The 20,361-nt window shown below is 46.6% G+C and carries 20 protein-coding genes and 1 riboswitch; of the genes, 4 read left to right on the top strand and 16 right to left on the bottom strand.

Annotated features, from left to right (window positions below):
- Positions 1-62: 62 nt before the first annotated feature.
- From MKY66_RS02415 to serS, 14 genes are all read right to left on the bottom strand, one after another.
- The gene (locus MKY66_RS02415; protein ID WP_076216090.1) at positions 63-2,330 is read right to left on the bottom strand and encodes a bifunctional 2',3'-cyclic-nucleotide 2'-phosphodiesterase/3'-nucleotidase; all 2,268 of its coding nucleotides are present in this window, start codon (positions 2,328-2,330) and stop codon (positions 63-65) included.
- 483 nt (positions 2,331-2,813) lie between these two features.
- Positions 2,814-3,230, bottom strand: coding sequence for a pyridoxamine 5'-phosphate oxidase family protein (locus MKY66_RS02410; protein ID WP_074093246.1), 417 nt, complete (start codon positions 3,228-3,230; stop codon positions 2,814-2,816).
- A gap of 650 nt (positions 3,231-3,880) precedes the next feature.
- Positions 3,881-4,339, bottom strand: a complete 459-nt coding sequence (locus MKY66_RS02405; RefSeq protein WP_076215984.1) for an NUDIX domain-containing protein — start codon at positions 4,337-4,339, stop codon at positions 3,881-3,883.
- Positions 4,340-4,425: 86 nt separating this feature from the next.
- Entirely contained in the window at positions 4,426-5,199 is a 774-nt protein-coding gene (locus tag MKY66_RS02400; protein WP_076215987.1) for a 5-oxoprolinase subunit PxpA, read from the bottom strand.
- Positions 5,199-6,215: a biotin-dependent carboxyltransferase family protein gene (locus MKY66_RS02395; RefSeq protein WP_076215989.1), complete on the bottom strand. Its 1,017-nt coding sequence runs from the start codon at positions 6,213-6,215 to the stop codon at positions 5,199-5,201. Before MKY66_RS02395 ends, MKY66_RS02400 begins: the two co-directional genes overlap by 1 nt.
- The gene (gene pxpB / locus MKY66_RS02390) at positions 6,212-6,928 is read right to left on the bottom strand and encodes a 5-oxoprolinase subunit PxpB (protein ID WP_076215992.1); all 717 of its coding nucleotides are present in this window, start codon (positions 6,926-6,928) and stop codon (positions 6,212-6,214) included. The genes MKY66_RS02395 and pxpB overlap by 4 nt, the downstream gene beginning before the upstream one ends.
- A gap of 61 nt (positions 6,929-6,989) precedes the next feature.
- Positions 6,990-7,580 (bottom strand): histidine phosphatase family protein, encoded by a 591-nt coding sequence (locus MKY66_RS02385; RefSeq protein ID WP_076215994.1) that lies wholly within the window; start codon positions 7,578-7,580, stop codon positions 6,990-6,992.
- The gene (locus MKY66_RS02380; protein WP_076215997.1) at positions 7,577-8,167 is read right to left on the bottom strand and encodes a DUF1572 family protein; all 591 of its coding nucleotides are present in this window, start codon (positions 8,165-8,167) and stop codon (positions 7,577-7,579) included. The genes MKY66_RS02385 and MKY66_RS02380 overlap by 4 nt, the downstream gene beginning before the upstream one ends.
- A gap of 68 nt (positions 8,168-8,235) precedes the next feature.
- Positions 8,236-8,565 carry a DUF952 domain-containing protein gene (locus tag MKY66_RS02375; RefSeq protein ID WP_076215999.1) on the bottom strand — a complete coding sequence of 110 codons (330 nt, stop codon included), beginning with the start codon at positions 8,563-8,565 and terminating at the stop codon, positions 8,236-8,238.
- A gap of 51 nt (positions 8,566-8,616) precedes the next feature.
- On the bottom strand, positions 8,617-9,174 hold the full coding sequence (locus tag MKY66_RS02370) for a GNAT family N-acetyltransferase (RefSeq protein ID WP_076216002.1): 558 nt from the start codon (positions 9,172-9,174) through the stop codon (positions 8,617-8,619).
- 28 nt (positions 9,175-9,202) lie between these two features.
- A complete protein-coding gene (locus tag MKY66_RS02365; RefSeq protein ID WP_076216005.1) occupies positions 9,203-9,610 on the bottom strand; it encodes a DUF2809 domain-containing protein in 408 nt (135 codons plus the stop codon).
- A gap of 4 nt (positions 9,611-9,614) precedes the next feature.
- Positions 9,615-10,166, bottom strand: a complete 552-nt coding sequence (locus MKY66_RS02360; protein WP_076216008.1) for a GrpB family protein — start codon at positions 10,164-10,166, stop codon at positions 9,615-9,617.
- Between the two features lie 337 nt (positions 10,167-10,503).
- Complete coding sequence (locus MKY66_RS02355) at positions 10,504-11,610, bottom strand: Ig-like domain-containing protein (protein ID WP_076216012.1); 1,107 nt, start codon at positions 11,608-11,610, stop codon at positions 10,504-10,506.
- 273 nt (positions 11,611-11,883) lie between these two features.
- Positions 11,884-13,182 (bottom strand): serine--tRNA ligase, encoded by a 1,299-nt coding sequence (gene serS, locus MKY66_RS02350; RefSeq protein ID WP_076216015.1) that lies wholly within the window; start codon positions 13,180-13,182, stop codon positions 11,884-11,886.
- A gap of 388 nt (positions 13,183-13,570) precedes the next feature.
- Here serS and MKY66_RS02345 point away from each other — a divergent pair, with 388 nt between their 5' ends.
- Positions 13,571-14,806 carry an MFS transporter gene (locus MKY66_RS02345; RefSeq protein WP_076216019.1) on the top strand — a complete coding sequence of 412 codons (1,236 nt, stop codon included), beginning with the start codon at positions 13,571-13,573 and terminating at the stop codon, positions 14,804-14,806.
- Positions 14,807-15,225: 419 nt separating this feature from the next.
- On the opposite strand, the gene MKY66_RS02340 is transcribed toward MKY66_RS02345, so the two are convergent.
- Both MKY66_RS02340 and MKY66_RS02335 read right to left on the bottom strand, forming a co-directional pair.
- Positions 15,226-15,660: a hypothetical protein gene (locus tag MKY66_RS02340; protein WP_339806784.1), complete on the bottom strand. Its 435-nt coding sequence runs from the start codon at positions 15,658-15,660 to the stop codon at positions 15,226-15,228.
- A gap of 203 nt (positions 15,661-15,863) precedes the next feature.
- Positions 15,864-17,153, bottom strand: a complete 1,290-nt coding sequence (locus MKY66_RS02335; RefSeq protein WP_339806782.1) for a phospholipase D family protein — start codon at positions 17,151-17,153, stop codon at positions 15,864-15,866.
- 539 nt (positions 17,154-17,692) lie between these two features.
- Positions 17,693-17,805, top strand: a riboswitch (TPP riboswitch).
- Between the two features lie 221 nt (positions 17,806-18,026).
- Between MKY66_RS02335 and MKY66_RS02330 the strand changes: the two genes are divergently transcribed.
- From MKY66_RS02330 to MKY66_RS02320, 3 genes are all read left to right on the top strand, one after another.
- Positions 18,027-19,067: an ABC transporter substrate-binding protein gene (locus MKY66_RS02330; protein ID WP_076216025.1), complete on the top strand. Its 1,041-nt coding sequence runs from the start codon at positions 18,027-18,029 to the stop codon at positions 19,065-19,067.
- A gap of 216 nt (positions 19,068-19,283) precedes the next feature.
- Positions 19,284-19,574, top strand: a complete 291-nt coding sequence (locus MKY66_RS02325) for an MTH1187 family thiamine-binding protein (RefSeq protein WP_076216027.1) — start codon at positions 19,284-19,286, stop codon at positions 19,572-19,574.
- Complete coding sequence (locus tag MKY66_RS02320; protein WP_076216030.1) at positions 19,574-20,332, top strand: ABC transporter permease; 759 nt, start codon at positions 19,574-19,576, stop codon at positions 20,330-20,332. Before MKY66_RS02325 ends, MKY66_RS02320 begins: the two co-directional genes overlap by 1 nt.
- Positions 20,333-20,361 lie beyond the last annotated feature (29 nt).

Here is a 20,361-nt window from a genome sequence, read left to right as displayed (position 1 = left end):
CAAATTTGCAGAAAAAAGACCGACAGTCTGATGACTGTCGGTCTCCCTCAACTTATAAAACTTTAAGAAGTGGGAATTACGATTTTCTGTCCAACTTTCAGGTTGTGTACATCTGGGATTACGTTAAATGTGACAATCTTGCGCCAGTCCACACCATATTTTAAGCCGATACGGTACAAGTTATCCCCTTTTTTCACCACATATACCACTTTGCCGCCCGCTGGTTTCTCAGGCTGTGGCTTGGTCGTTGGTTTGGTTGGAGTAGTCGGCTCCGTAGGTTTAGTTGGCTTTGTAGGCGTAGGAGCAGGCTCCGTACCTGGTTTCGGAGTTGTTGTTGCTTCTCCAGTCAATTTCATGCCGTATTCAGCAAAACCATCATCATTTGTACCAATGAAAGACATCGCCGGGTTCGCTTCTACCAGATTTTTGGCATCCGGGGAAGATGCGAATACCACTTCAAGGTCGTTAAGTGCTGCTGCGGTTAACCCAGCAGATGGTTTGATTGGTGCCAGGGACCAGTTCCCGTCCGCTGCCGGATTAATCGTTTTATTCTCACGGATGTAGTCGATGATCACTTGACGGTTCTCATCCGGTGCAGCCAGAACGATCCGTTTGCCGTCCGGGTTAGCCAGTTTGGATGAAGAAGCACGGTAGTTATTTGTCGCTACAATGAATTTTTGTGCTGGGTCAACCGGTTTGCCGTTAAAGCTCAGGTCCTTGATCCGGCTTGCGGATGCATTTACAACGGTTGCTTTGCCGTCATACTTGGCTGGTTGTGTCACATCGATCTGATACGTCACACCATCGATAACATCAAAGTTATACGTTGGGAAGTCCATATTGATCAGTTGTTGTTGTCCACCTTTAGCCGGGTCGATCTGGTTGAACTGGCCTGCAGACCATTCCAGCCATTCTTTCAGTTCTGCGCCGTTAACCATTACAGCATGTACCGTATTTGGATATACGTACAGGTCAGCAACGTTTTTGATCGCAATGGTGCCTTTAGGAATATTCGTGTAATACGAAGCGCCTGAACGTCCACCGGCTTTGAATGGTGCACCTGCGGACAACACAGGGATTTTTTCATATTCCGTACCTTGCATATGTTTTTCGACATACCATTTCTGTGCATTCGTTACGATCTGAATGGATGGATCATCCTGAACCAGAGCGAAGAAGCTGTTGATAGGTGCAGTCGTTTCGCCCACCGGACCACGAACATACTCCAATGTACCTTCATGCTCTTCATGAACCGCATCAATGATGTCCTGATCCGCATCTACCAGTGGCTTTTTGCCCGCTGTGTCATAGATTGGGCGTGCTTCCGTTTTGGAATCTACCACTTTCCATTTGCCATCAACCAGCTCCAGATCCAGGTCGATAATACCAAGATGATCACCCCAGAACCCTGGCTCTACAGCAGGAACGCCGTTAATTGTACCTTTCTCAAGGTCTACCCCTTTTTTGCCGGCAAAATCAGCACTTGGGAATACTTTGTGAGCATGTCCAAACAGAATGGCATTAATGCCTTCTACCTGGCTCAGATACAGTACGGAGTTCTCCATCAGATCCGTTTGAGGGATCTCCTCAAATCCGGAGTGAGGGATGGCTACAATAATGTCGGCACCTTCAGCCTTCATTTTTGGAATGAATTTTTTCGCGGTAGCAATAATATCCTTGGCGATTACTTTGCCTTCAAGGTTAGCGCTGTCCCACTGCATGATTTGAGGCGGTACAAATCCGATCACACCCACTTTAATCGTATGTTCCTTACCAGTTTCGTCCGTTACCTTTTTATCCAAAATCTCATACGGTGTGAAATAGTTCTTGTCATTTGTCTCATCATCATCACCATCGTCTACATAGACATTGGCATTAATGTAAGGGAAGTTCGCTCCCTCCAGCGTCATGTCCAGGAAGTCCAGACCATAGTTGAACTCATGGTTACCGATGTTACCTGCATCATAATCGAGCAGATTCATCGCTTTATATACAGGGTGAGTCTCACCCTTTTTCAATGGATCAATTTTGGCAGTGTAGTCTCCCAGCGGATTCCCCTGAATTAGATCCCCGTTATCAAACAGCAGGCTGTTCTTCGCTTCGTCACGGGCTTTCTTAATCAGTGTTGCTGTTTTGGCGAGTCCATATTGGTCTGTCTCTTTGTCGGAATAATAATCATAGTTAACCAGATTGGTATGAATGTCTGTGGTCTCCATGATCCGCAGTTTAACTTTGGCAGCATCCGCAGCCGACACAGGTACCGGAAATACCGCAAGCACGTTTAATGCAACCAAAGCGGCAGTCAGGCTTGATAATACTTTTTTTCTCATTTTCAAAATAACCCCTCCCGGTTATGTACATTGAATCATGCATTAATGGGCAAACGAAGAGCGCAGAAAAAAGATAGATTTCATGGGTTGTGCGTACTGACGCTCTGATGACATGCATCGGAATTTCAGGTAAGTTTATCTCACATGAACATCTATTTATGTCTGTGCTTGTCGTTTACATTCCAAATCATAACGCAATGTTCAGTCATTGAAAAGCATTATTTTTTACATTACCCGCACATACCTAGGCAAGTTTACATTATCATGCGTGAATTCGACAATTTTTTCAACATTTTAGTAGGTATATAGTGCTTATTATCTTTAAAATACGTATATTACATGTGTCTTACATGTATATCCAATTCAGCGTTATTCATCCACACCAAAAACCGTGAAACCTTAATGGCTTTCACGGTTGGATTAAACTCTGCGCGTATTTTCGCATAAGGACGCTACTTTGCAGAGGTTATGTTCATATTCGGATTATTGTTCCCACACATGATGTTCATGATCTTTCCCTGTGTATTCAATACGAGTCGGGGTGATGTCCAGAATGACATAGTTCGGATCATTAGGTCCATCGAACCACGCCTTCAGTTCGTCGTTCCACACTTGCTCACGCAAGCCTTCGTTCTTTGTCACTTCACAGGTTCCTTCAATCTCAACTACTTCCTTGGAACCACCAGCCTCATAACCAAGTAGCAGGCTAACATTCGGATTATTCTCCAGTTCCTCTACTTTGTGTGTACGGCGGTTCGTTGCCAGATGAATGTTCAGTCCATCGTTGAAAAGCGCCATATAGCGGGATTTCGGTTTACCATTCTCCACAGTGGAGAAGCTGCAAAAAGGGTTGTTTTCCAATGCTTTTACAATGTTTTGTTCCAATTCAGTCTGGTTCATGGGAAGTGCTCCTTTCGGTTTGGGGGAATATTGGAAGGACTATGTAGAAGGCCGTTGCGGGTACGGATCGTTCTTTGGATCGCTGTTATCTCGCAATAATCCTGATCTCTTCATCGTATACATTGGATTAAAGACGATTTACACTGACACTACGATGACAGAATAACCTTCCAATCGCTGTTAGCCCCAGATTTTTTTGATTCCCTTTTCTCAAGGGAAAAATCCGGTGATAAAGGCGACCGCTTCGCTTTTTCAGGTTTCTTCTGTCCTCTCCGTTATCGTGTAAATGTTTAATTCAATGGATATACAAGTGAAAATCCAGGATACCAGCAGACACTTCGCTTCCTCAGAATCGATTCCGTCCCCTCCACTACTTCTACCGTTCTTCCAATTTGAGGAGTGGGTAAGCTAAAGTTCAAACAGAAACCTGTACTTAACTTAGCAGGTTTCGCTTCTTTAGGTTTTATCCGCTCCGTTGCTGTGTATAAGTACAGTCAACTTACGTTAGGTGTAATAAGCCTGTACTTATAGTGTACCCACCTCACCTATGGTGAATCCATGAACCGATACGCTAACGTGACAAAATTGGAAAAGTTCTTTATAAAAATGTTTACATAAAGGGGTTAGCACGATATTTCTTCTTGGCTGATTTAATTCAGATCTCCAAGATAGATTGAAGAAGAGCCTGATTTAAGAAGCAATTCGCCAATTGTTTTTGGATATAAACGAATGTTGGACAGCTCTTCAAGTGCAATCCATTCCACGGCGACTTGGTGGTCGTCTGGATTGGAGCCTTCAAAAATAGTTGCAGCCGGATCTATCAGGCTGCACGCAAAATAAAATTCAACCTGGTGGATGTCTGCATCCCACTCGGCGAATTCATGATTTTTACCGATATACTCCCGGATATGTAACAGCTCTCCCACGTTCACGGCCTGACCAATCTCCTCCAGACATTCGCGTGCGACCGCATCCTTGAGTTCTTCACCTTTCTCCTGTCCTCCACCTGGGAACACATAAGCGGTACCATATTGGTCTTCCAGCCGGATGACCAGCAATCGTCCATCCTGCACAATGACAGCCTTTGCCGAGTTGCGTATGGGTTTCATTCTGTTCATTCACTCCTTGTCATTCCAAAATTTCAAAGTTCAATCCAAACAACCTGGTACTACTATTGTTCTGCTGAACATTAATATCATCCAGTGGTATGCGCGGATAACTTAATGCCTTCCGATTCCAACACACGACGAATCTCTTGAGCAAATGCGAGAGCATATGCTCCGTCACCATGGATACAGACCGTCTCTGCCTTAATGGGAACCAACGTACCATCCGTGGATACAACGACTTCGTCTTTCACCATCCGAAGCACTTGAGCAATCGCTTGTCCCGATTCTTCAATGAGGGCCCCAGCTTGGCTGCGAGGGGTTAGCTTACCATCCGCCCCATAGGTTCGATCTGCAAACACCTCGCTCACACTGCGCATACCGATGCGATCCGCGGCGTGAATCAACTCACTGCCCGCCAGACCATACAGATACAGTTCAGGCTGTACTTGAAAGATTGCCTCCACAATGGCTTCAGCAAGCTTCATATCTTCTGCGGCCATATTGTATAAAGCTCCATGCGGTTTTACGTGATGCATTCGCCCTCCACTTGCCCGGACAAATGCATCCAGCGCACCGATCTGATACACCACCATGTCATATGCTTCCCGTGGCGTAATGTCCATACGTCTTCTGCCAAACCCTTGCAAATCCGGCAACCCGGGGTGGGCTCCTATCGCAACCTGATGCTCCAATGCCCTCTCCACCGTCAGCCGCATTGTAGCCGGGTCTCCTGCATGAAATCCACAGGCAATATTGGCTGATGTAATCAAGGGTAGAATGGCCTCGTCCGATAGCGTGCGATATATACCATAACTTTCGCCCAGATCACAATTGATATCCAAGGTTTTCGAGGTATTCATTAAGCGCCCCCCATTCCAGCCATTCTTCTGCGTATCAGCTTATCTATGAGTTGCATATTGATTTCCTGTTCCATATACAACTGTCCGGCTTGATCATGCGTAATCTTTTTAAAAGAAATTTGGGTTCCTGGCCTAGCCTGAGCCAGGATTGGCATATCCACCCGGGCTACCTGTGCAATGACAGGATAACCTCCAATCGTCTGATGGTCTGCCATCAAGATGATGGGCTGACCATCCGGTGGCACCTGCACCGTGCCATAGGTAACGGCTTCAGACAGCCGATCCAGGGGCTGATCCAGCTCCAGTATGGAGCCTTGCAAGCGATAGCCCATCCGATCGGATTGTGGAGAAGCATAGAATTGTGCAAGACTCTCTTGGCTGAACAGCGAACTATCCTTGCTCTCCATCACACGAATAACAGGTTGCCCATAATAGTCAGGTCTTTCACGTTCAGATAAAAGCCACGCAGGCGCCAATATTTGGTGGTCCCGCTCACTCTCCTTTACCTGCTGCTCCATACGCTGCATCCAACCTCGCGCTTCGGCAGAAGGTGCACCATTGGATAACAGATCCCCCACGCGCAAGGCTCGGCCCTCCATACCGCCAAGACCTGTCTTGAGATCTGTACTTCGACTGCCCATCACTTCAGGCACAGCTATTCCACCCGCAATCGCCAGATATCCACGCAAGCCATGACGACATTGACCAAACTTCAGTACACTTCCAGCCCGCACCAGCACAGGACGCCACAAAGGTACAGGCAGATGATCCACCGTTGCTGTCAGATCGGCTCCACATAATGAGACTAGCTGGCTCTCCTGAAATCGAAGCTCTGGCCCCGTCATCGTCATCTCCAGTACTGCCGCATGTCGGGAGTTGCCCACAAGCATATTGGCTGCTCTGGCTGCAAAGGTGTCCATGACCCCGCCAGGATGAATACCATACCGGCGATAGCCGGTTCTGCCTTCATCCTGAACGGTAGATAACAGACCAGGGCGAATCACTTCAATACTCATCGTTCGCCCTCCTTCCGCTTCAACGCCAGATAGTCCTGCATCGTAATCTGTTTGAATCGAACCCGATCACCTGCTGCCAGCAAACTCGGTACATTCTCTTCCGGCCGAAACAACCGGAGTGGCGTTCGACCAATACATTGCCATCCACCCGGTGTATCCACCGGATAGATTCCCGTCTGTTTGCCACCAATACCTACTGTACCAGCCTCAACCCGAAGCCTCGGCGTTGCCCGTCTGGACGTAGCAATCTGTTCAGACAACCCGCCGAGATACGGAAAGCCTGGTGCAAATCCAATCATATGTACGAGATAATCCCCGGATGTATGAATCGCAATAACGTCTTCTGGGGTCAGTCCATGTTCATTGGCAACGTAGTCCAGATCAGGGCCCCACTCGCCACCGTAACATACGGGAATCGTGACCGTTCTGGGTTTGTCTTGTATGGATTCCTTCATTTGATTCAACTGCTGAAGCAGAATCCGGCATAACTCGGGGTACGGGGAGATGAACGGATCATAAAATAGCGTGACGGACGTATATGAAGGTACCCATTCGATCATGGCTGGCAGAGTGCTTTTTTCCAGCAAAGCACATACAGACATCACTCTGCGCTGCACAGCGTCAGACAAATGATCTCCGCACTGGATGATAACTGCTGTCTCACCCAGCGGAGATAAAATCTCCTCTATCCATGCATACGTCTGTTTGGTCATGCGCCATCTCCCCCTTTTTCCACAAAGTTTGCTAGCGTTTTAACGTCAGAGCATCCATCTATTAAGACTCCCTGGACGAATCCAAATGCACGCTGCAATTGTACAGTTCGCATTGCCACACATTCTCATTCTTGGCGATCCGGGTAATGGATGTGTTGGACAGCTTCACGCTGATATCCAGTTCAGGCACCAGACCTCGCAGTGTATTCCGTAGAATGGCTCCGTGACTGACAACGATCACTCTTCCATCGGGGTGCTGCTGTACAATATCTTCAAGTACCGCACTGCCTCGAACAGTCCCTGCATCTGCAAGCTCACGTCCCAGATCCAGAGTACTCCAGTCCGCTCCCCACTTGGCTAACCGTTCCTCTTCCGTCGTTCCTTCGACCTGTCCTCCGCCCATCTCACGAAGTCTAGGGTCCAGATGAATCTCCTGAATACCCAAACGGTCACCGATGATGCGAGCTGTCTCACTTGCACGTTCCAAGTCACTTGCATAGATGGCATCCCAGGATTCTTCGGCCAGTCTCGCGGCAAGTAATACCGCCTGTTCCCTGCCATCCTGATCCAGCGGATTATCCGTCTGTCCCTGTGAACGTTTTTCCTTATTCCACGCTGTACTTCCATGGCGAATCAATGCAATTTGAGTCATTGTTGTTCCTCACCTTTTTCTATATGAAGTTCATCTTCTGTAAAATGTTTGCGTACCTTCGGCTTGGAAAATTTGCCGCCATTATATTGATCTGACCCGTTTCTCGGAATAGAGAGACTGTCCCAAGCTGTTTCTTTAAGCATTTTTGCGGCAAATACAATCTGCCCGACATGATACGGATAATGTGCTAATTGCCGAATAATGGCCTCCATCACGGTATGACCTTCATTCCGAATGTATATGATATGAGACAATTGTTCCGGGGTAAATGAACGAATGGATTCGAGTAGACAATTCCAGCCTTCCTCCCATTTGGAGAGCAAATCTTCCCGGGAAGAAATATCATTCACGAATTCGGCATCCCGTTCACGCCACGGTTTCTCACCATCTGTTGTCAGTACGTCCGTCCAACGGGACAGCATATTGCCCCATAGATGTTTTACGATTACCGCAATGCTGTTCGCGTCTTCATTCCAGGATTGAAACAATTGCTCGGACTCCAGTTGTGCCATAGCTTTTTCCCCGAGCTGCTTATAATACAGGAATTGCTTCTCCGCTGTCTCCAGAAAAACCTGATTCATATCCATCCGTTAACCACCCTTCGGAAAAGTATGTTGTCCCCAGATCATGTTCAAAAAGAAGCGTCACATGTTATTTATTCAGGAAATGAGAATGTCCCGTCTGCATTCGGTTCAAATGGAATGACTTTGCGAACCGCATCCAGATTGAGCTCTCCATAGATATGTGGATAGAGTTCATTCAATTCGTAGAGATCCTCATACACCAGTTCCGGCTTCAACGCCTTCTCATCAATACTAAGTAATAACAGATCTGTACGGCCTGCATAATATTCCCCGGCTACCCATGGAATCTGTTCCTTGGTGGAACAATGAATGAATCCGTCCGTCTTCAGGCTATCTGGTGCATACTCACTCCCCTTTGACACTTGCTCCCACAACGAACGGGAAATAATACTATAGATCATGGTTCCGCCTCCTTCAATTTCTGCGATGTATCCTATGTGTCATTGGAAGTATTATAGATCATCCCGGATACGGGAGTACAATTTTTGATCCGTAAATACACCTTTGATCTTCAACTGTTTGCGTAACAAACCTTCGTACGACATGCCCAGCTTCTCCATTACGCGTGCAGAGCCTATGTTGCCTGCATTACATTTCCCATCCAACCGATTGCAGTCCAATTCCTGAAAGCAATAATCCACGATGGGTTGCATCGCTTCTGCTGCGAGCCCCTTACCCCAGTGACTGCTGGCTATCGCGTACCCTAGTTCAGCACTCTGCATGGGTTCGTTGAGATGAAAAACGCCACCCCTCCCGATCAAGGTCCCTGTTTCCTTTAAAACAAAAGCCCAGATATGTACCGTTTTCCGTTCATAATTATCCAGTACCCGCTGAATATATTGAATTGAATCCTCCACCGTCTCATGGCAGTTCCACAAGCTTTGCTGACTCACTAGCGGATCAGAGGCAAATGCATAATATTCATCGAGATCATCCATGGCAAGCCGCCTCAGTTTTAACCGCTGTGTTTCGAATTCGGGCAATTCGACAAAAAGTTTTTCTACATTCATGCAGCACACCTCCATGATTCACTTGAGTTCATGATCCAGCCATCTTATTTCTCAGGAAATAACGATCTATCATAACCATGCACATAATACCGACCGTATATCGAATCAGATCGATCACCAGAAAACCATGTCCCAAAATAAGAGCACCTAATACGGTTGAACGTATCTCAATCAGCCAAGGCGTCTGAATCAACTGCGAGAACTCAATCATCCAGCTGAATACACAACTCAAACACATCGCCCATACCAAGCTGCGATGAGGCCACACCATGCGTACTCCGAAATAAATCATGCCCGCCCAACATGCATCCCCGAAATGTTCATGCACCCAACCCGGCAATCGTTCACCAAAGTGTCTGGATCCGAGTCCTGCCGCCATGGTCATCATGACTGCGAAAATATAGATTAGCCTGTCTTTGATAAGTACGCTTTTCAATCAATCACACGCCTTCATCAAGCACTTGTAAAATAAATTGCGTTTTGGCAGCGGTATACGATTCCCTATCTTCCTTATTCTCATCAGCAAGCTTTGCCTTCAGGACGGCGTAAGCTTCCACCAGATCTGGGCGTTTTCTCAGCACATCCCGAAACCGAATTTGACGATCCCAGCGTTCTTCTCCCGGGCGCATCAGATGAAGGTGTACAGCTCTCTTGCCATCCTTAACCCTGACCCAGAATCGTCTGTACTCCCGTCCATCCAGTTCAGGCGGAACGTAGTTCCAGCCCAACGGATTCAGCTGATCCGCAATCAGATCCATGTCATCCCATGACTGTACCTCTGCCATCAGATCAATAATGGGTTTGGCGGGTAACCCTGGAATGGACGTGCTTCCGATATGTTCGAATTGATGGATATTAAACTGCTCTAGAAGACGTTTGAGTTGCCGGATTTCATCCTGAGCCTGTGCGTCCCAGTTGGGGTTGGCCGGAGCAATCTCTACTGACTCTGTCGCCCAGGCAGGCCAGTTTTCCGGTTGTATTGGATCTTTCATTAGCATGCTCCCTCCTTGATCTCCCGATATAAATTGAACTAAAGAATATTTACACTGCACACTCCGATGACAGAACAACCTTCCGATCGCTGTTATCCCCAGATTTTTTTGATTCCTTTTATAAAGGGGAAATCCGGGGATAAAGGCGAACGCTCCGCTTCTTCTGGTCCTTTCTGTCCTCTCCGTTTTGTGTAAATGTTTAGTTCAATTTATATTGATTTCTATATATCCAAAAAGGAGCGTATGTCTACGCCCCTAATTGTCTGATACCCTTGATCATATAATGCTATTTAACTTTATGTTTGAATTGATGAAAAGCACTTCATTATATGAAGATTTATTTTACCGTAACAGGGATCGTCACTTTTTTGTTGCCCCACTTGGCCGTGATGGACGTTTTCCCTTTGCCTACAGCCACGATCTTGCCATTTGTAACTGTCGCTACGCCCGGCTTTGTGCTTCTCCACACCGCGCTGTTCGTCACAACAGTGGTTTTACCCGTATCATACTGGGCCATCACACTCAGCGTTGTGCTTCCCTGTGGGGACAAAACCAGTTTTTTCTGGCCTGTAATCAACTTTTTGAGCAAAGGTACAACGGTAACCTCTGCCTTTATTGTCTGATTTTGATAAGTTCCTGTCAAGGTGGCTTGTCCCTCAGTCAGCGTCTTGACTGCTCCATTTTTCACGATAGCTACATTTGTATTGGAAGAGGTCCATATCACTTGTTTCGAAAGGTTGATCGTTTTGCCGTTTGCGTAGGTGCCGATCACCTTCAACGCTTTGGACTTCTTGATGTTCAGCTGCATAGTTGCAGGGGTAACCTCGACTTTGGTAATCTCGTCCGTTACTGCAACGGGGACTTTCACAATCGTTGTTCCGTATTTGCCTTGCAGCAATACTCTACCGGGTGTAATGCCTTTGATTTTACCGTTTTCCAGGACAGCCGAAGAAGTGGATACGGACCATACAATCTCAGACGTCACATCCTCTTCCTTACCATTCGCACGGGTAATGCTTACTTTCGGAAGGGTGCTTTCACTGCCTTTAACAAAACTGTAGGATTTCGGTGAAGCTTTGATGCTTTTGATCTTCTCCTGAACTTGGACAACCAACTGAGCTTTAGCCCCGTCTACCTGTGCAAAAATGGTTGCTTCGCCCGCGGCCACGGCCTTGACTTTACCTTTCACCATCGTCGCAACTGTTGCATTGCTGGTGGACCATGTGACACCTTCGGTAACATCCTGTTTGTTATCAAAACCTTCTACGGTTGCCATCACCTGAAGCTTAGCTGTCTCGGAAACGCTCATCTTCTGCGGGCTGCTATTGGTAATTTCAATCGATGTCACGTCACCGGTAGCCGCCAAAGCCAACGAAGGGACCAGTACGGTCAATGCAATCATTAGAGCAAGTGTGCCTCGAAGCGCCAGTTTGATTCTATTCATTTCAATATCCATCTCCCATAATCCAATATTTTACTTCTATTATATTATATCGGATACGAATTGCATAAAGTTGAATGTCATAAGTGAGAGTCTTGGAACAATTCATAAGATCAGCGTGTAATCGTTATAAAAACCTTTGAATCTCGCCCAACATAGTAGGAGCTTGGTTTATGTAAATACTATTTCAGTTTAAAAGGGGATGTTCCATCGTCACATACAACATGACGTGTGGAACATCCCCTTTTTGAATTACTAAAGCGTTACCTAACCTCTCTACTTCACTGCATCCTGCTCTGGCAAAATCAAGCTCTCGGCCCCGCCCATATAGGGCCGCAGGGCTACCGGAATGTGAATGCTTCCATCCTCCTGCTGATGATTCTCAAGCAACGGTATCAGGATACGCGGCGATGCCACCGCCGTATTATTCAGTGTGTGACAATACGCCAACTTGCCTTCGGCATCCAAGCAACGAATATTCGAACGCCGCGCCTGAAAATCATGCAGATTCGACGACGAATGCGTTTCTCCATATGCACCGCGGCTTGGCATCCACGTCTCGATGTCATACTGTTTGTACGTTTTCTGCGACATATCCCCGGTACATACAGCGACAACACGATACGGCAGTTCCAGTAATTGCAGCAATTCTTCGGCGTGTCCTGTAATCTCTTGCAACATGCGCTCCGATTCTTCCGCATCAGGAGCACAGAGAATGACCTGCTCAACTTTGGCAAATTGGTGCACACGGTATAATCCGCGTACATCCCGTCCGCCGGAGCCAACTTCACTGCGGAAACACGTCGATACCGCGGCCAGCTTCACAGGCTCTTGAACATCGACAATCTCATCCGCATAATACGAGACCAGCGGCACTTCAGAAGTTCCCACCAGCCACTTGTTCTCCCCTTCGAGTTCATAGACCTGATCTAGTCCGGTTGGGAAGAATCCGGTGTTCACCAACGCATCCTCCCTGACCATCAGCGGTACCTCCATCGGTGTAAACCCGTGCTTCAGCAACAGATCCAGCGCAAGTTGCTGTACTGCCCGATGTAATAACAGGCCAGCACCTTTTAATACATAACTTCGCGTCCCGCCAATCTTAACTCCACGGGGAATATCGATGAGATCATGCAACTCCCCAAGTTCCACGTGATCTTTGATGTTATACTCGAACGTTGGCACCTCTCCCACACGTCGCAGCTCTACATTGTCTGCGTCCGACGAGCCATTGGGGGTATCCGGGGATACGATATTGGGTACCAGCCATTGCAGCTTGGTTACTTCCTCCTGCACAGGGGCGAGCCTCGCTTCCACATGTTCCAACTGTTCATTGATCTGTTTAACCTGAGCCCGCAAACCCTCGGCCTGTTCCCGATTCCCGGCTTGCATGAGTCTGCCAATATCAGCAGATAACGTATTGCGCAACCTGCGACCTTCTTCAATTTCCCGCAAAAGTGTTCTACGTTCTTCATCCCGCTCTAACAATGTGCGAATGTTGATCTTGATTTTTTTCCCGTCTGCTGCGGCCTGAACCTCTTCTGCATGTGCACGAATCCACTTCATTTCTAACATGGTCACCGTCTCCTTTGGCTGTAAAAATACAAAGAGCGCCCTCATCCCTTGGGACGAGGAGCGCTCTGCTCGCGGTGCCACCCAACTTGCTGAATCAGGATATCCTGCTTCCAGCCTCTTGGTCCGCGATAACGGGCGGTTCCGGTTAACTTGGGGAAATATCGCTCCCCTGGCGAAAACGCCTCCGAGTTGGATGCTCTTCAACGGCATGTTCCGATCTGTAATTGTTGTGTCTCAGTATATACGAACGCCGGACCTAATTGCAACCTTCTGTATTGATCAGGAATTCATGGCACAACTTAACATGTCCTGTTATGATAGACTTTGTCTTCAAGATTGCGCTTTATTGTGATCCTCAATTTATGTATATAAGTAGAAGGAGTTCTTTATGAAAAAATTACTTTGGATCGGATGTCTGTCCTATTTCCTGATTGGACTTGCCCACGTTGTGCTCGGTTCCATTCTACCGGTTGCACTTGAACATTACGGCAAAGATTATAGCCAAGGCGGAACGCTGATCTTTGCTCAATTTGCCGGATTCCTGGGTGGTGTATTGTTATCTCCATGGCTGAACAGACGCTTTGGTAAACGGGGAGGCCTGTTAATCGCCACAGCGTTGCTCTGTATTGCAGAATTATCCTACATGCTGCTGCCACCATGGGGCTGGATGTTCGTCATTGCACCCGCGGCCGGCTTTGGATTCGGAATGGTTGAAGCTGTTATTGGCACCATTATCATCGCTGCAATCAAAGACAATACAGCCGTTGCCATGAGTCGACTGGAAGTGTTATTCGGGATTGGGGCGATGGTCATGCCGCTCATTGCAAGCGGTCTGATTGCTGCCGGATACTGGCGTCTCTCCTTTCTCGTTGTTGCGATCTGCGCAGCGCTGACCTTTGTTTTCTGGGCGAAAGGATCATTCGGTGAACTCGATAAGTTTCTGGAGCGACAGAGTTCAAATCATGCTTCCGTAAATACGCACTCTGCTGGGACATCGGGTGAGATGCATCCCGCATCTGCAAGTACATCCAGTCCAACCTATCGTGGCCGTAACAGGACTCTTCTGGTATTATTCGTTCTGTTCTTCTTCCTCTATGTTGGCACAGAGATGAGTCTTGCGAACTTCATGCCGGCGATCCTGATTGAGAAAATGAACATGAAGGAAGCCGGAGCAGCCCTTAGTGTCACCTGTTTCTGGATTGCCATGTCCGTGGGACGACTCTTCGCCGGGTATATCGCAGAGAAATTCCAATACCGCGTCTATGTTCTGTACAGTTGTCTTGCATCTGTTCTTTTGTTAATGGTATTTCCATTTACAAACCAAATCTGGTCTTCATTTCTCATCATCTTACTGCTTGGACTGGCGATGTCAGGGATATTCTCCATTGCCCTTGTCTTTGCCAGTAAACTGCTGCCCGGAACAGAAGAATCCACACCCAGCATTTTGATTGCCTCAGGTGGGGTTGGCGGTGCCATTCTGCCTTTGACTACGGGATGGAGTCTTGATCATCTGGCGGTTAATCAGTCTGCATGGATGCTTGCGATCTTTGCAGTTGGCCTGCTTGTCATTAGCGTAATCACGTATCAATGGCAGAACAAACATATAGCCAATTCTGCGACTTAACAGTTCTGTGTTGATCCAGTCCTGAGGATTAGAAATACCTATTAAAGAAATTGTAATGTCTACTGTCATGACCTGACGGTGGACATTTTTTTGTAGCGTTACTTTGTATAAAGAACCTAGCACACGTTATTTATCTGCATTTTAGGATATTTGAAATCTAACGAATCCTAGAGACGTTATTATAGATAATTATCTCAAATTCAAGGTCTCGTTGCAGTTTTTTATCATAATAACCCGCTGAGATTCGTTAGATTTTTTATTCCCTAAAAATTGGCCTAATAAGATGTTCTCGATTCGTTAGCGCTGTAATCGTGGTGGAAAGTATCCTATCTTTGCCTCAGATCACCTTTCATTACAGGTAAGAATACGATCTATTCATTTGCACACGATTGCCCAGGAAATACTTAGGGCCAGCCGAATCACACACTTTTGTTAACGACAGGCATTACGGGCCCGTTATCCTTGATGAATTTACCGAATACATATCGGACGAGCGGTCCCAGAATGATTAACTGATATGGAAGCGCAAGGCTGAAGTTACGAGCAATGGTATGGAGATACGTACGGAGTACGGATGACCCACTTAATTGATCAGCGAGATATGCTGAAACCATCCCATACAAGGACATGATCAGAACCATGCCAATCACCATAAAAAATGACATGGCGAGTACACCCAGAATTTTGTTGGACTTGTCAAAGGGTAAGGAAAAAGCAATCTTTCTCGCTATAGGTCCGACAATGAAGGACTCTACCACAAACGCGATGACAAAACATAATATGAATTGAAGCAGTATCTCAAGCGGGGACATCTTACCGAGTAACCCACTATGCCATAAATTGAATGTCATCATGACGACAACCATTCCTGTACACATCATTAATCCGAAAATAATTTGTTCCTTCTTGCTTGTTGGCAATTCTCTCATCCTCTCTGTTTACCTTCGTAATTATAGAGATGAGGAAACCCTCCACATAAGTGAACATTCTGTGAACAAATCTGATTTTTCCAAATTAAAATTTATGGAAGTAGCTATATCTAATAGCTGGTTCTTTCCTACAACAGAAATCTCCAGAGAAAAGACAGTTTGGATAAAGCTGTGATTGCCATTCGTTTGAAAACAGAGCCTTTCTGATTCGTAGATTCTGCTAGTTGCTCACCTTTATTCACACGTGTACTAAGTGTACGTTTGATATCCATAGCTTCTGTTAGTTCGTTGGCGAATGCAGAACCAGAAATGACCACAGCAGATTCGGTATTTAGAAAGGCGGATCTGGGATCAAGGTTATACGAACCAACCATGCTGAGGTAATCATCCATGACAAATGATTTGCCGTGTATGGAATAAGGGCCTTGGTATTCATAAATGGCCAGATTGGTATCAAGCAACCGTTTCTTAGAGCTTAAGTATCCCGCGAAAGCCAAAGGGTTAGGGGTCTGCTGGATTGAATTGGTTAACATGACCCATTCTGCTTTTGGATTCATCGACAGATGTACGGCTTTCTTCATTTTCTTGGTAGGAATGGCATATGGCGTCTGAAGGTACACTTTCGACTTTGCTTGATTGGCGAAATGAACAAATGCTCTCCACATGGTCGGGTCTTTATACAGCCTCTGGATTGGATTGTGAATGAAAGCGACGTGGTCGGAACGAAGAGCCCCTTGAGCCCATTCCTTCGGCAACACTTTAACAAAAGGATCGCTCTCAGCCTGAGCTTTTTTATATAACTCAGCCAGCTGATCCAGCTCTTGTAACCCCTTTGTATGATGCTGACGTTTGGCATGTTTTTCTGGTTTGGTGAATGGATGTTCCCATAACCGATCTATATATTTTTTCATTTCAACAACCGTGCTGTTTTTATTATGGTTTGGATTGTAAACAAGGACATCCCGATCGAATACATAGTCTTTTTTGGGTTGCAATGCCATGTATCTATCACCAATATTTTGGCCGCCAATGATGCCATATGTGTTGTCGACAAGAAAGATCTTGTCATGCAGACGGTTATGCCATGTCCATGGCATAACTATGTTGAGTGGTTCATAATACCTTAACTCCACATTGGGGTGAGCTGCAATGGCATCTGGAATATCACGCAATTCTCCGCGCATGTTGTGAAAAATCCCGTCTAAAATGATTCGAACATGAACACCCCGATCAGCCGCATCGAATAAAGCAGCAAAAAAGAGTTGAGATGTTTTTCCTTTTTGGATGGAGTAATAAGCCAGGTCGATGCTTGTTTTCGCCTCTCGAATGGTCTGGATTCTCACCTGACCGGATTGAAAGCCGTCCTCCAAGAGCAGTACGCGATCTGTCGTACTTCCTGCTGTTAACAATTTTTGCATATCCGTATTTTCAATAGTAGATGGAGACGGAACCAAAAATAAAAGGTAAGCTGTGAAAAAAACGTAGACACAATAGGACAGAATAATTGCGAATATGGTTTTAAGGATCATTCAGTACGCCCCCATATGTAAAAAATAATTATTTATATAGCAGTACTATCTCCTTTTGTATCTAAATTATGTTGTTTAAATGAAGCAAGCGTCTCCGGTCAAGGTCAAACGATCAAAAGCTGATCACTGAAATAGGGAAAGCAGCCCTGATGCGATGAGATATCAAACATCGGATTTGATCCAAGTTTTTGTTGGAAACCTTCCAGATCCTCAGCACTGAGGCTATGGCCCACTCGATGCTTTTGCAATCAGCCAGATTTCCTTATATGATTCGCCACGATAATTATTGAAAATAACACATCTAAACAGGCTGATATACATATGTATAACGGCCTGTTTGATAATTTCATACGTGTCCCCATCCAGTTCCTGACTGGACACGTTCCACCTGCTGGCCTATAATTACACCTAGTAATGCCCGTAACTTCATAGTTTCCCAGGGGAGTCGGAATTGGCCGGCTGAGAGTGTATCCCACCAAGATACTAACCCTTAGACCTGATCTGGATTATGCCAGCGTAGGAATCGGAGTATATCGAAATGGCACAGCCCTATGGCTGAACGCCACCTCTCTAACGCCTGCACGCGTCCCGGAATACGGGACGCTTTTTTAATGTTCTTTTATATAGCCAGAGAGCTAAAAAAAGTGACGTTATCCAGATCTCAACTGGTATAAATCTGTCGATTTATGCAAGATGATTGGATATGAAGCCAAGGAGTACCCCGGGCCAATCGGCCGGACATACCGAAGGAGAGAACCACAGATGAAATGGCGTAAAACGATGGGATTGTTGCTCTTATGCGTGCTTATGGTGACTGTAGCCGCATGTGGTGGCAAAGAAGCTGCCCCAGCTGGGCAGAACGGCAACACAAATACGGAAAGCAGCAACGAAGGTGACACTGCCGCCCTGAAAGATATTAAAGTGGTGCTCGACTGGACACCAAATACGAATCATACCGGCCTGTATGCGGCTGTAGATCAAGGTTTTTACAAGGCCGAAGGCTTGAACGTGGAGATTGTACAACCAGGTGCCGGTGGCGCAGATACGATGGTTGCCTCCAATGAAGTGCCTTTTGGCGTAAGTTATCAGGAGAGTGTAACTCAAGCCCGCACACAGGGTGTTCCATTGGTCTCCATCGCAGCAGTTATTCAGCATAATACATCTGGTTTCGCTGCTCCGGCGGATCGGAATATCAAGTCACCGAAAGACTTTGAAGGTAAAACCTATGGCGGTTGGGGTTCCCCTGTGGAAGAAGCCGTGATGCAATCCATTATGGAAGGCGACGGAGCTGATGTATCGAAAGTGAAAAATATTAACATGGGTGACGCTGACTTTTTCACCGCAGTGAAACGGGATATTGATTTTGCGTGGATTTTCTACGCCTGGACGGGTATTGAAGCCGAACTGCGCGGGGAACCAATCGACATGTTATATGTGAAGGATTATTCAGATGCATTGGATTACTACACGCCTGTCCTCGTAACCAACGAGCAGACGATCCAAAACGACCCCGAGTTGGTGAAAGCATTCCTGAAAGCCACCTCCGAAGGGTATCAATACGCAATTGATCATCCCGAAGACGCAGCAAACATTCTGATCAAGGCCGTACCGGATCTGGATAAGGAATTGGTACTGGCAAGCCAGAAATGGCTTAGTCCAAAGTACACAGATGACGCCCCGCGCTGGGGAGAACAAAAACAGGAAGTGTGGCAAAACTACACTGACTGGATGTTTAGCAAAAAACTGCTGGATGAACAGATCGATGTGAGCAAGGCATATACGAACGCGTTTTTACCCCAATAAAAATTGCTTAAGTTTAACTTTTTTACACAAGAACGAAGAGTGCAGAACCCATCTGAAGAAGCGAAGCGCTCACCTTTATCCCCGGATTTCCTCCATTAGAATTCATTAAAGAAATCCGGGGATAACAGTGATCGGAAGAGGGTACTGCAATCGGAGTGATAAGTGTAAACCTGGTTCAATTCATGCAATTTATCACGAAAGGAGCCGTGATCTCTCATGGCAAGCACATTACTTAGCATTCAGGTTATCCCGAAAACGCCAAATGGCGAGAACTCTTATCCTTACGTAGATCGCGCCATTGAAGTTATTCAGCAATCCGGCCTGAAATATCAGGTGAACGCACTCGACACCACGATCGAGGGGGAACTGGAGGAACTGCTGGAGGTTGTCCGTAAAATGCACGAGGTACTTGTGGAGGCTGGCAGCCCAAGCATCATCTCCCAGATCAAAATTGCCCATAGCCCTACTGGCTTCAGCATGGATACCCTGACGGAGAAGTATCGCTAATGCATGCCTATTTCAAAAGTGTATGGCCGCCCATTGTGGCGGTTATTCTCTTTATAGCGATATGGCAGGGAGCCGTCTCCCTCTTCCATATTGAGAAATGGATGCTGCCTGCACCGTCCGACATCGCCCGCGAAGCGGCAACTCAGGCCGAGCGACTTGGCATGCACGCCTCCGCAACCATTCAGTTAACGCTGATCGGATTCGCGGCTGGCACGGCGGTCGGATTGCTGATTGCGATGGTGCTGCATTTGGTCCCTTTTCTCAAGTCAGCCCTGTATCCTTTACTTATTCTTAGTCAAAATATCCCGACCATCGCGCTCGCACCGCTCCTGTTAATCTGGTTCGGATTCGGGCTGCTGCCCAAGCTGATTACGATCATCCTGGTCTGTTTCTTCCCCGTTGCGGTGGCGGCTATGGACGGCTTGACCCGTACTGACGCGGCCATGATGAACTATATGCGCATGGCTGGTGCGAAACGTCATCATATCTTCTGGAAGCTGGAGCTCCCCCATGCGTTGCCATCCGTGTTCTCCGGTGTCAAAATCGCCGCTACCTATAGTGTGATGGGAGCCATCATCGCCGAATGGATTGGCGCAGACAAGGGTATTGGTTATTATATGATGCTGCAAAAGTCAGCTTATCGCACCGATCGTTTATTCGTGGCGATTATGATTATTGTCGCGCTCAGCTTGCTGCTCTTCCTGTTCATTGCCCTGCTGGAGAAGCTTCTCGTGCGCTGGCGGCCACAGAAGCGATAGTAAAGAAGTAATCTGTATATTAGGAAGTG

It is taken from the genome of Paenibacillus sp. FSL R5-0766 (genome assembly GCF_037971845.1).
In the GTDB taxonomy this organism is placed as follows: domain Bacteria; phylum Bacillota; class Bacilli; order Paenibacillales; family Paenibacillaceae; genus Paenibacillus.
The sequence above is the reverse complement of the archived record's forward strand: the minus strand, read 5'-3'. Positions and strand labels throughout refer to the sequence as shown.

What these genes read in the sequence shown, in the direction of transcription:
- MKY66_RS02380 (WP_076215997.1), bottom strand. Translation starts at nt 8,167, where the DNA reads ATGGATATGAATCAGGTTTTTCTGGAGACAGCGGAGAAGCAATTCCTG.
- MKY66_RS02400 (WP_076215987.1), bottom strand. Translation starts at nt 5,199, where the DNA reads ATGAATACCTCGAAAACCTTGGATATCAATTGTGATCTGGGCGAAAGT.
- MKY66_RS02370 (WP_076216002.1), bottom strand. Translation starts at nt 9,174, where the DNA reads ATGAATGTAGAAAAACTTTTTGTCGAATTGCCCGAATTCGAAACACAG.
- MKY66_RS02340 (WP_339806784.1), bottom strand. Translation starts at nt 15,660, where the DNA reads ATGATGACATTCAATTTATGGCATAGTGGGTTACTCGGTAAGATGTCC.
- MKY66_RS02345 (WP_076216019.1), top strand. Translation starts at nt 13,571, where the DNA reads ATGAAAAAATTACTTTGGATCGGATGTCTGTCCTATTTCCTGATTGGA.
- serS (WP_076216015.1), bottom strand. Translation starts at nt 13,182, where the DNA reads ATGTTAGAAATGAAGTGGATTCGTGCACATGCAGAAGAGGTTCAGGCC.
- pxpB (WP_076215992.1), bottom strand. Translation starts at nt 6,928, where the DNA reads ATGACCAAACAGACGTATGCATGGATAGAGGAGATTTTATCTCCGCTG.
- MKY66_RS02410 (WP_074093246.1), bottom strand. Translation starts at nt 3,230, where the DNA reads ATGAACCAGACTGAATTGGAACAAAACATTGTAAAAGCATTGGAAAAC.
- MKY66_RS02335 (WP_339806782.1), bottom strand. Translation starts at nt 17,153, where the DNA reads ATGCAAAAATTGTTAACAGCAGGAAGTACGACAGATCGCGTACTGCTC.
- MKY66_RS02325 (WP_076216027.1), top strand. Translation starts at nt 19,284, where the DNA reads ATGGCAAGCACATTACTTAGCATTCAGGTTATCCCGAAAACGCCAAAT.
- MKY66_RS02375 (WP_076215999.1), bottom strand. Translation starts at nt 8,565, where the DNA reads ATGATCTATAGTATTATTTCCCGTTCGTTGTGGGAGCAAGTGTCAAAG.
- MKY66_RS02330 (WP_076216025.1), top strand. Translation starts at nt 18,027, where the DNA reads ATGAAATGGCGTAAAACGATGGGATTGTTGCTCTTATGCGTGCTTATG.
- MKY66_RS02415 (WP_076216090.1), bottom strand. Translation starts at nt 2,330, where the DNA reads ATGAGAAAAAAAGTATTATCAAGCCTGACTGCCGCTTTGGTTGCATTA.
- MKY66_RS02320 (WP_076216030.1), top strand. Translation starts at nt 19,574, where the DNA reads ATGCATGCCTATTTCAAAAGTGTATGGCCGCCCATTGTGGCGGTTATT.
- MKY66_RS02395 (WP_076215989.1), bottom strand. Translation starts at nt 6,215, where the DNA reads ATGAGTATTGAAGTGATTCGCCCTGGTCTGTTATCTACCGTTCAGGAT.
- MKY66_RS02355 (WP_076216012.1), bottom strand. Translation starts at nt 11,610, where the DNA reads ATGAATAGAATCAAACTGGCGCTTCGAGGCACACTTGCTCTAATGATT.
- MKY66_RS02385 (WP_076215994.1), bottom strand. Translation starts at nt 7,580, where the DNA reads ATGACTCAAATTGCATTGATTCGCCATGGAAGTACAGCGTGGAATAAG.
- MKY66_RS02405 (WP_076215984.1), bottom strand. Translation starts at nt 4,339, where the DNA reads ATGAAACCCATACGCAACTCGGCAAAGGCTGTCATTGTGCAGGATGGA.
- MKY66_RS02360 (WP_076216008.1), bottom strand. Translation starts at nt 10,166, where the DNA reads ATGAAAGATCCAATACAACCGGAAAACTGGCCTGCCTGGGCGACAGAG.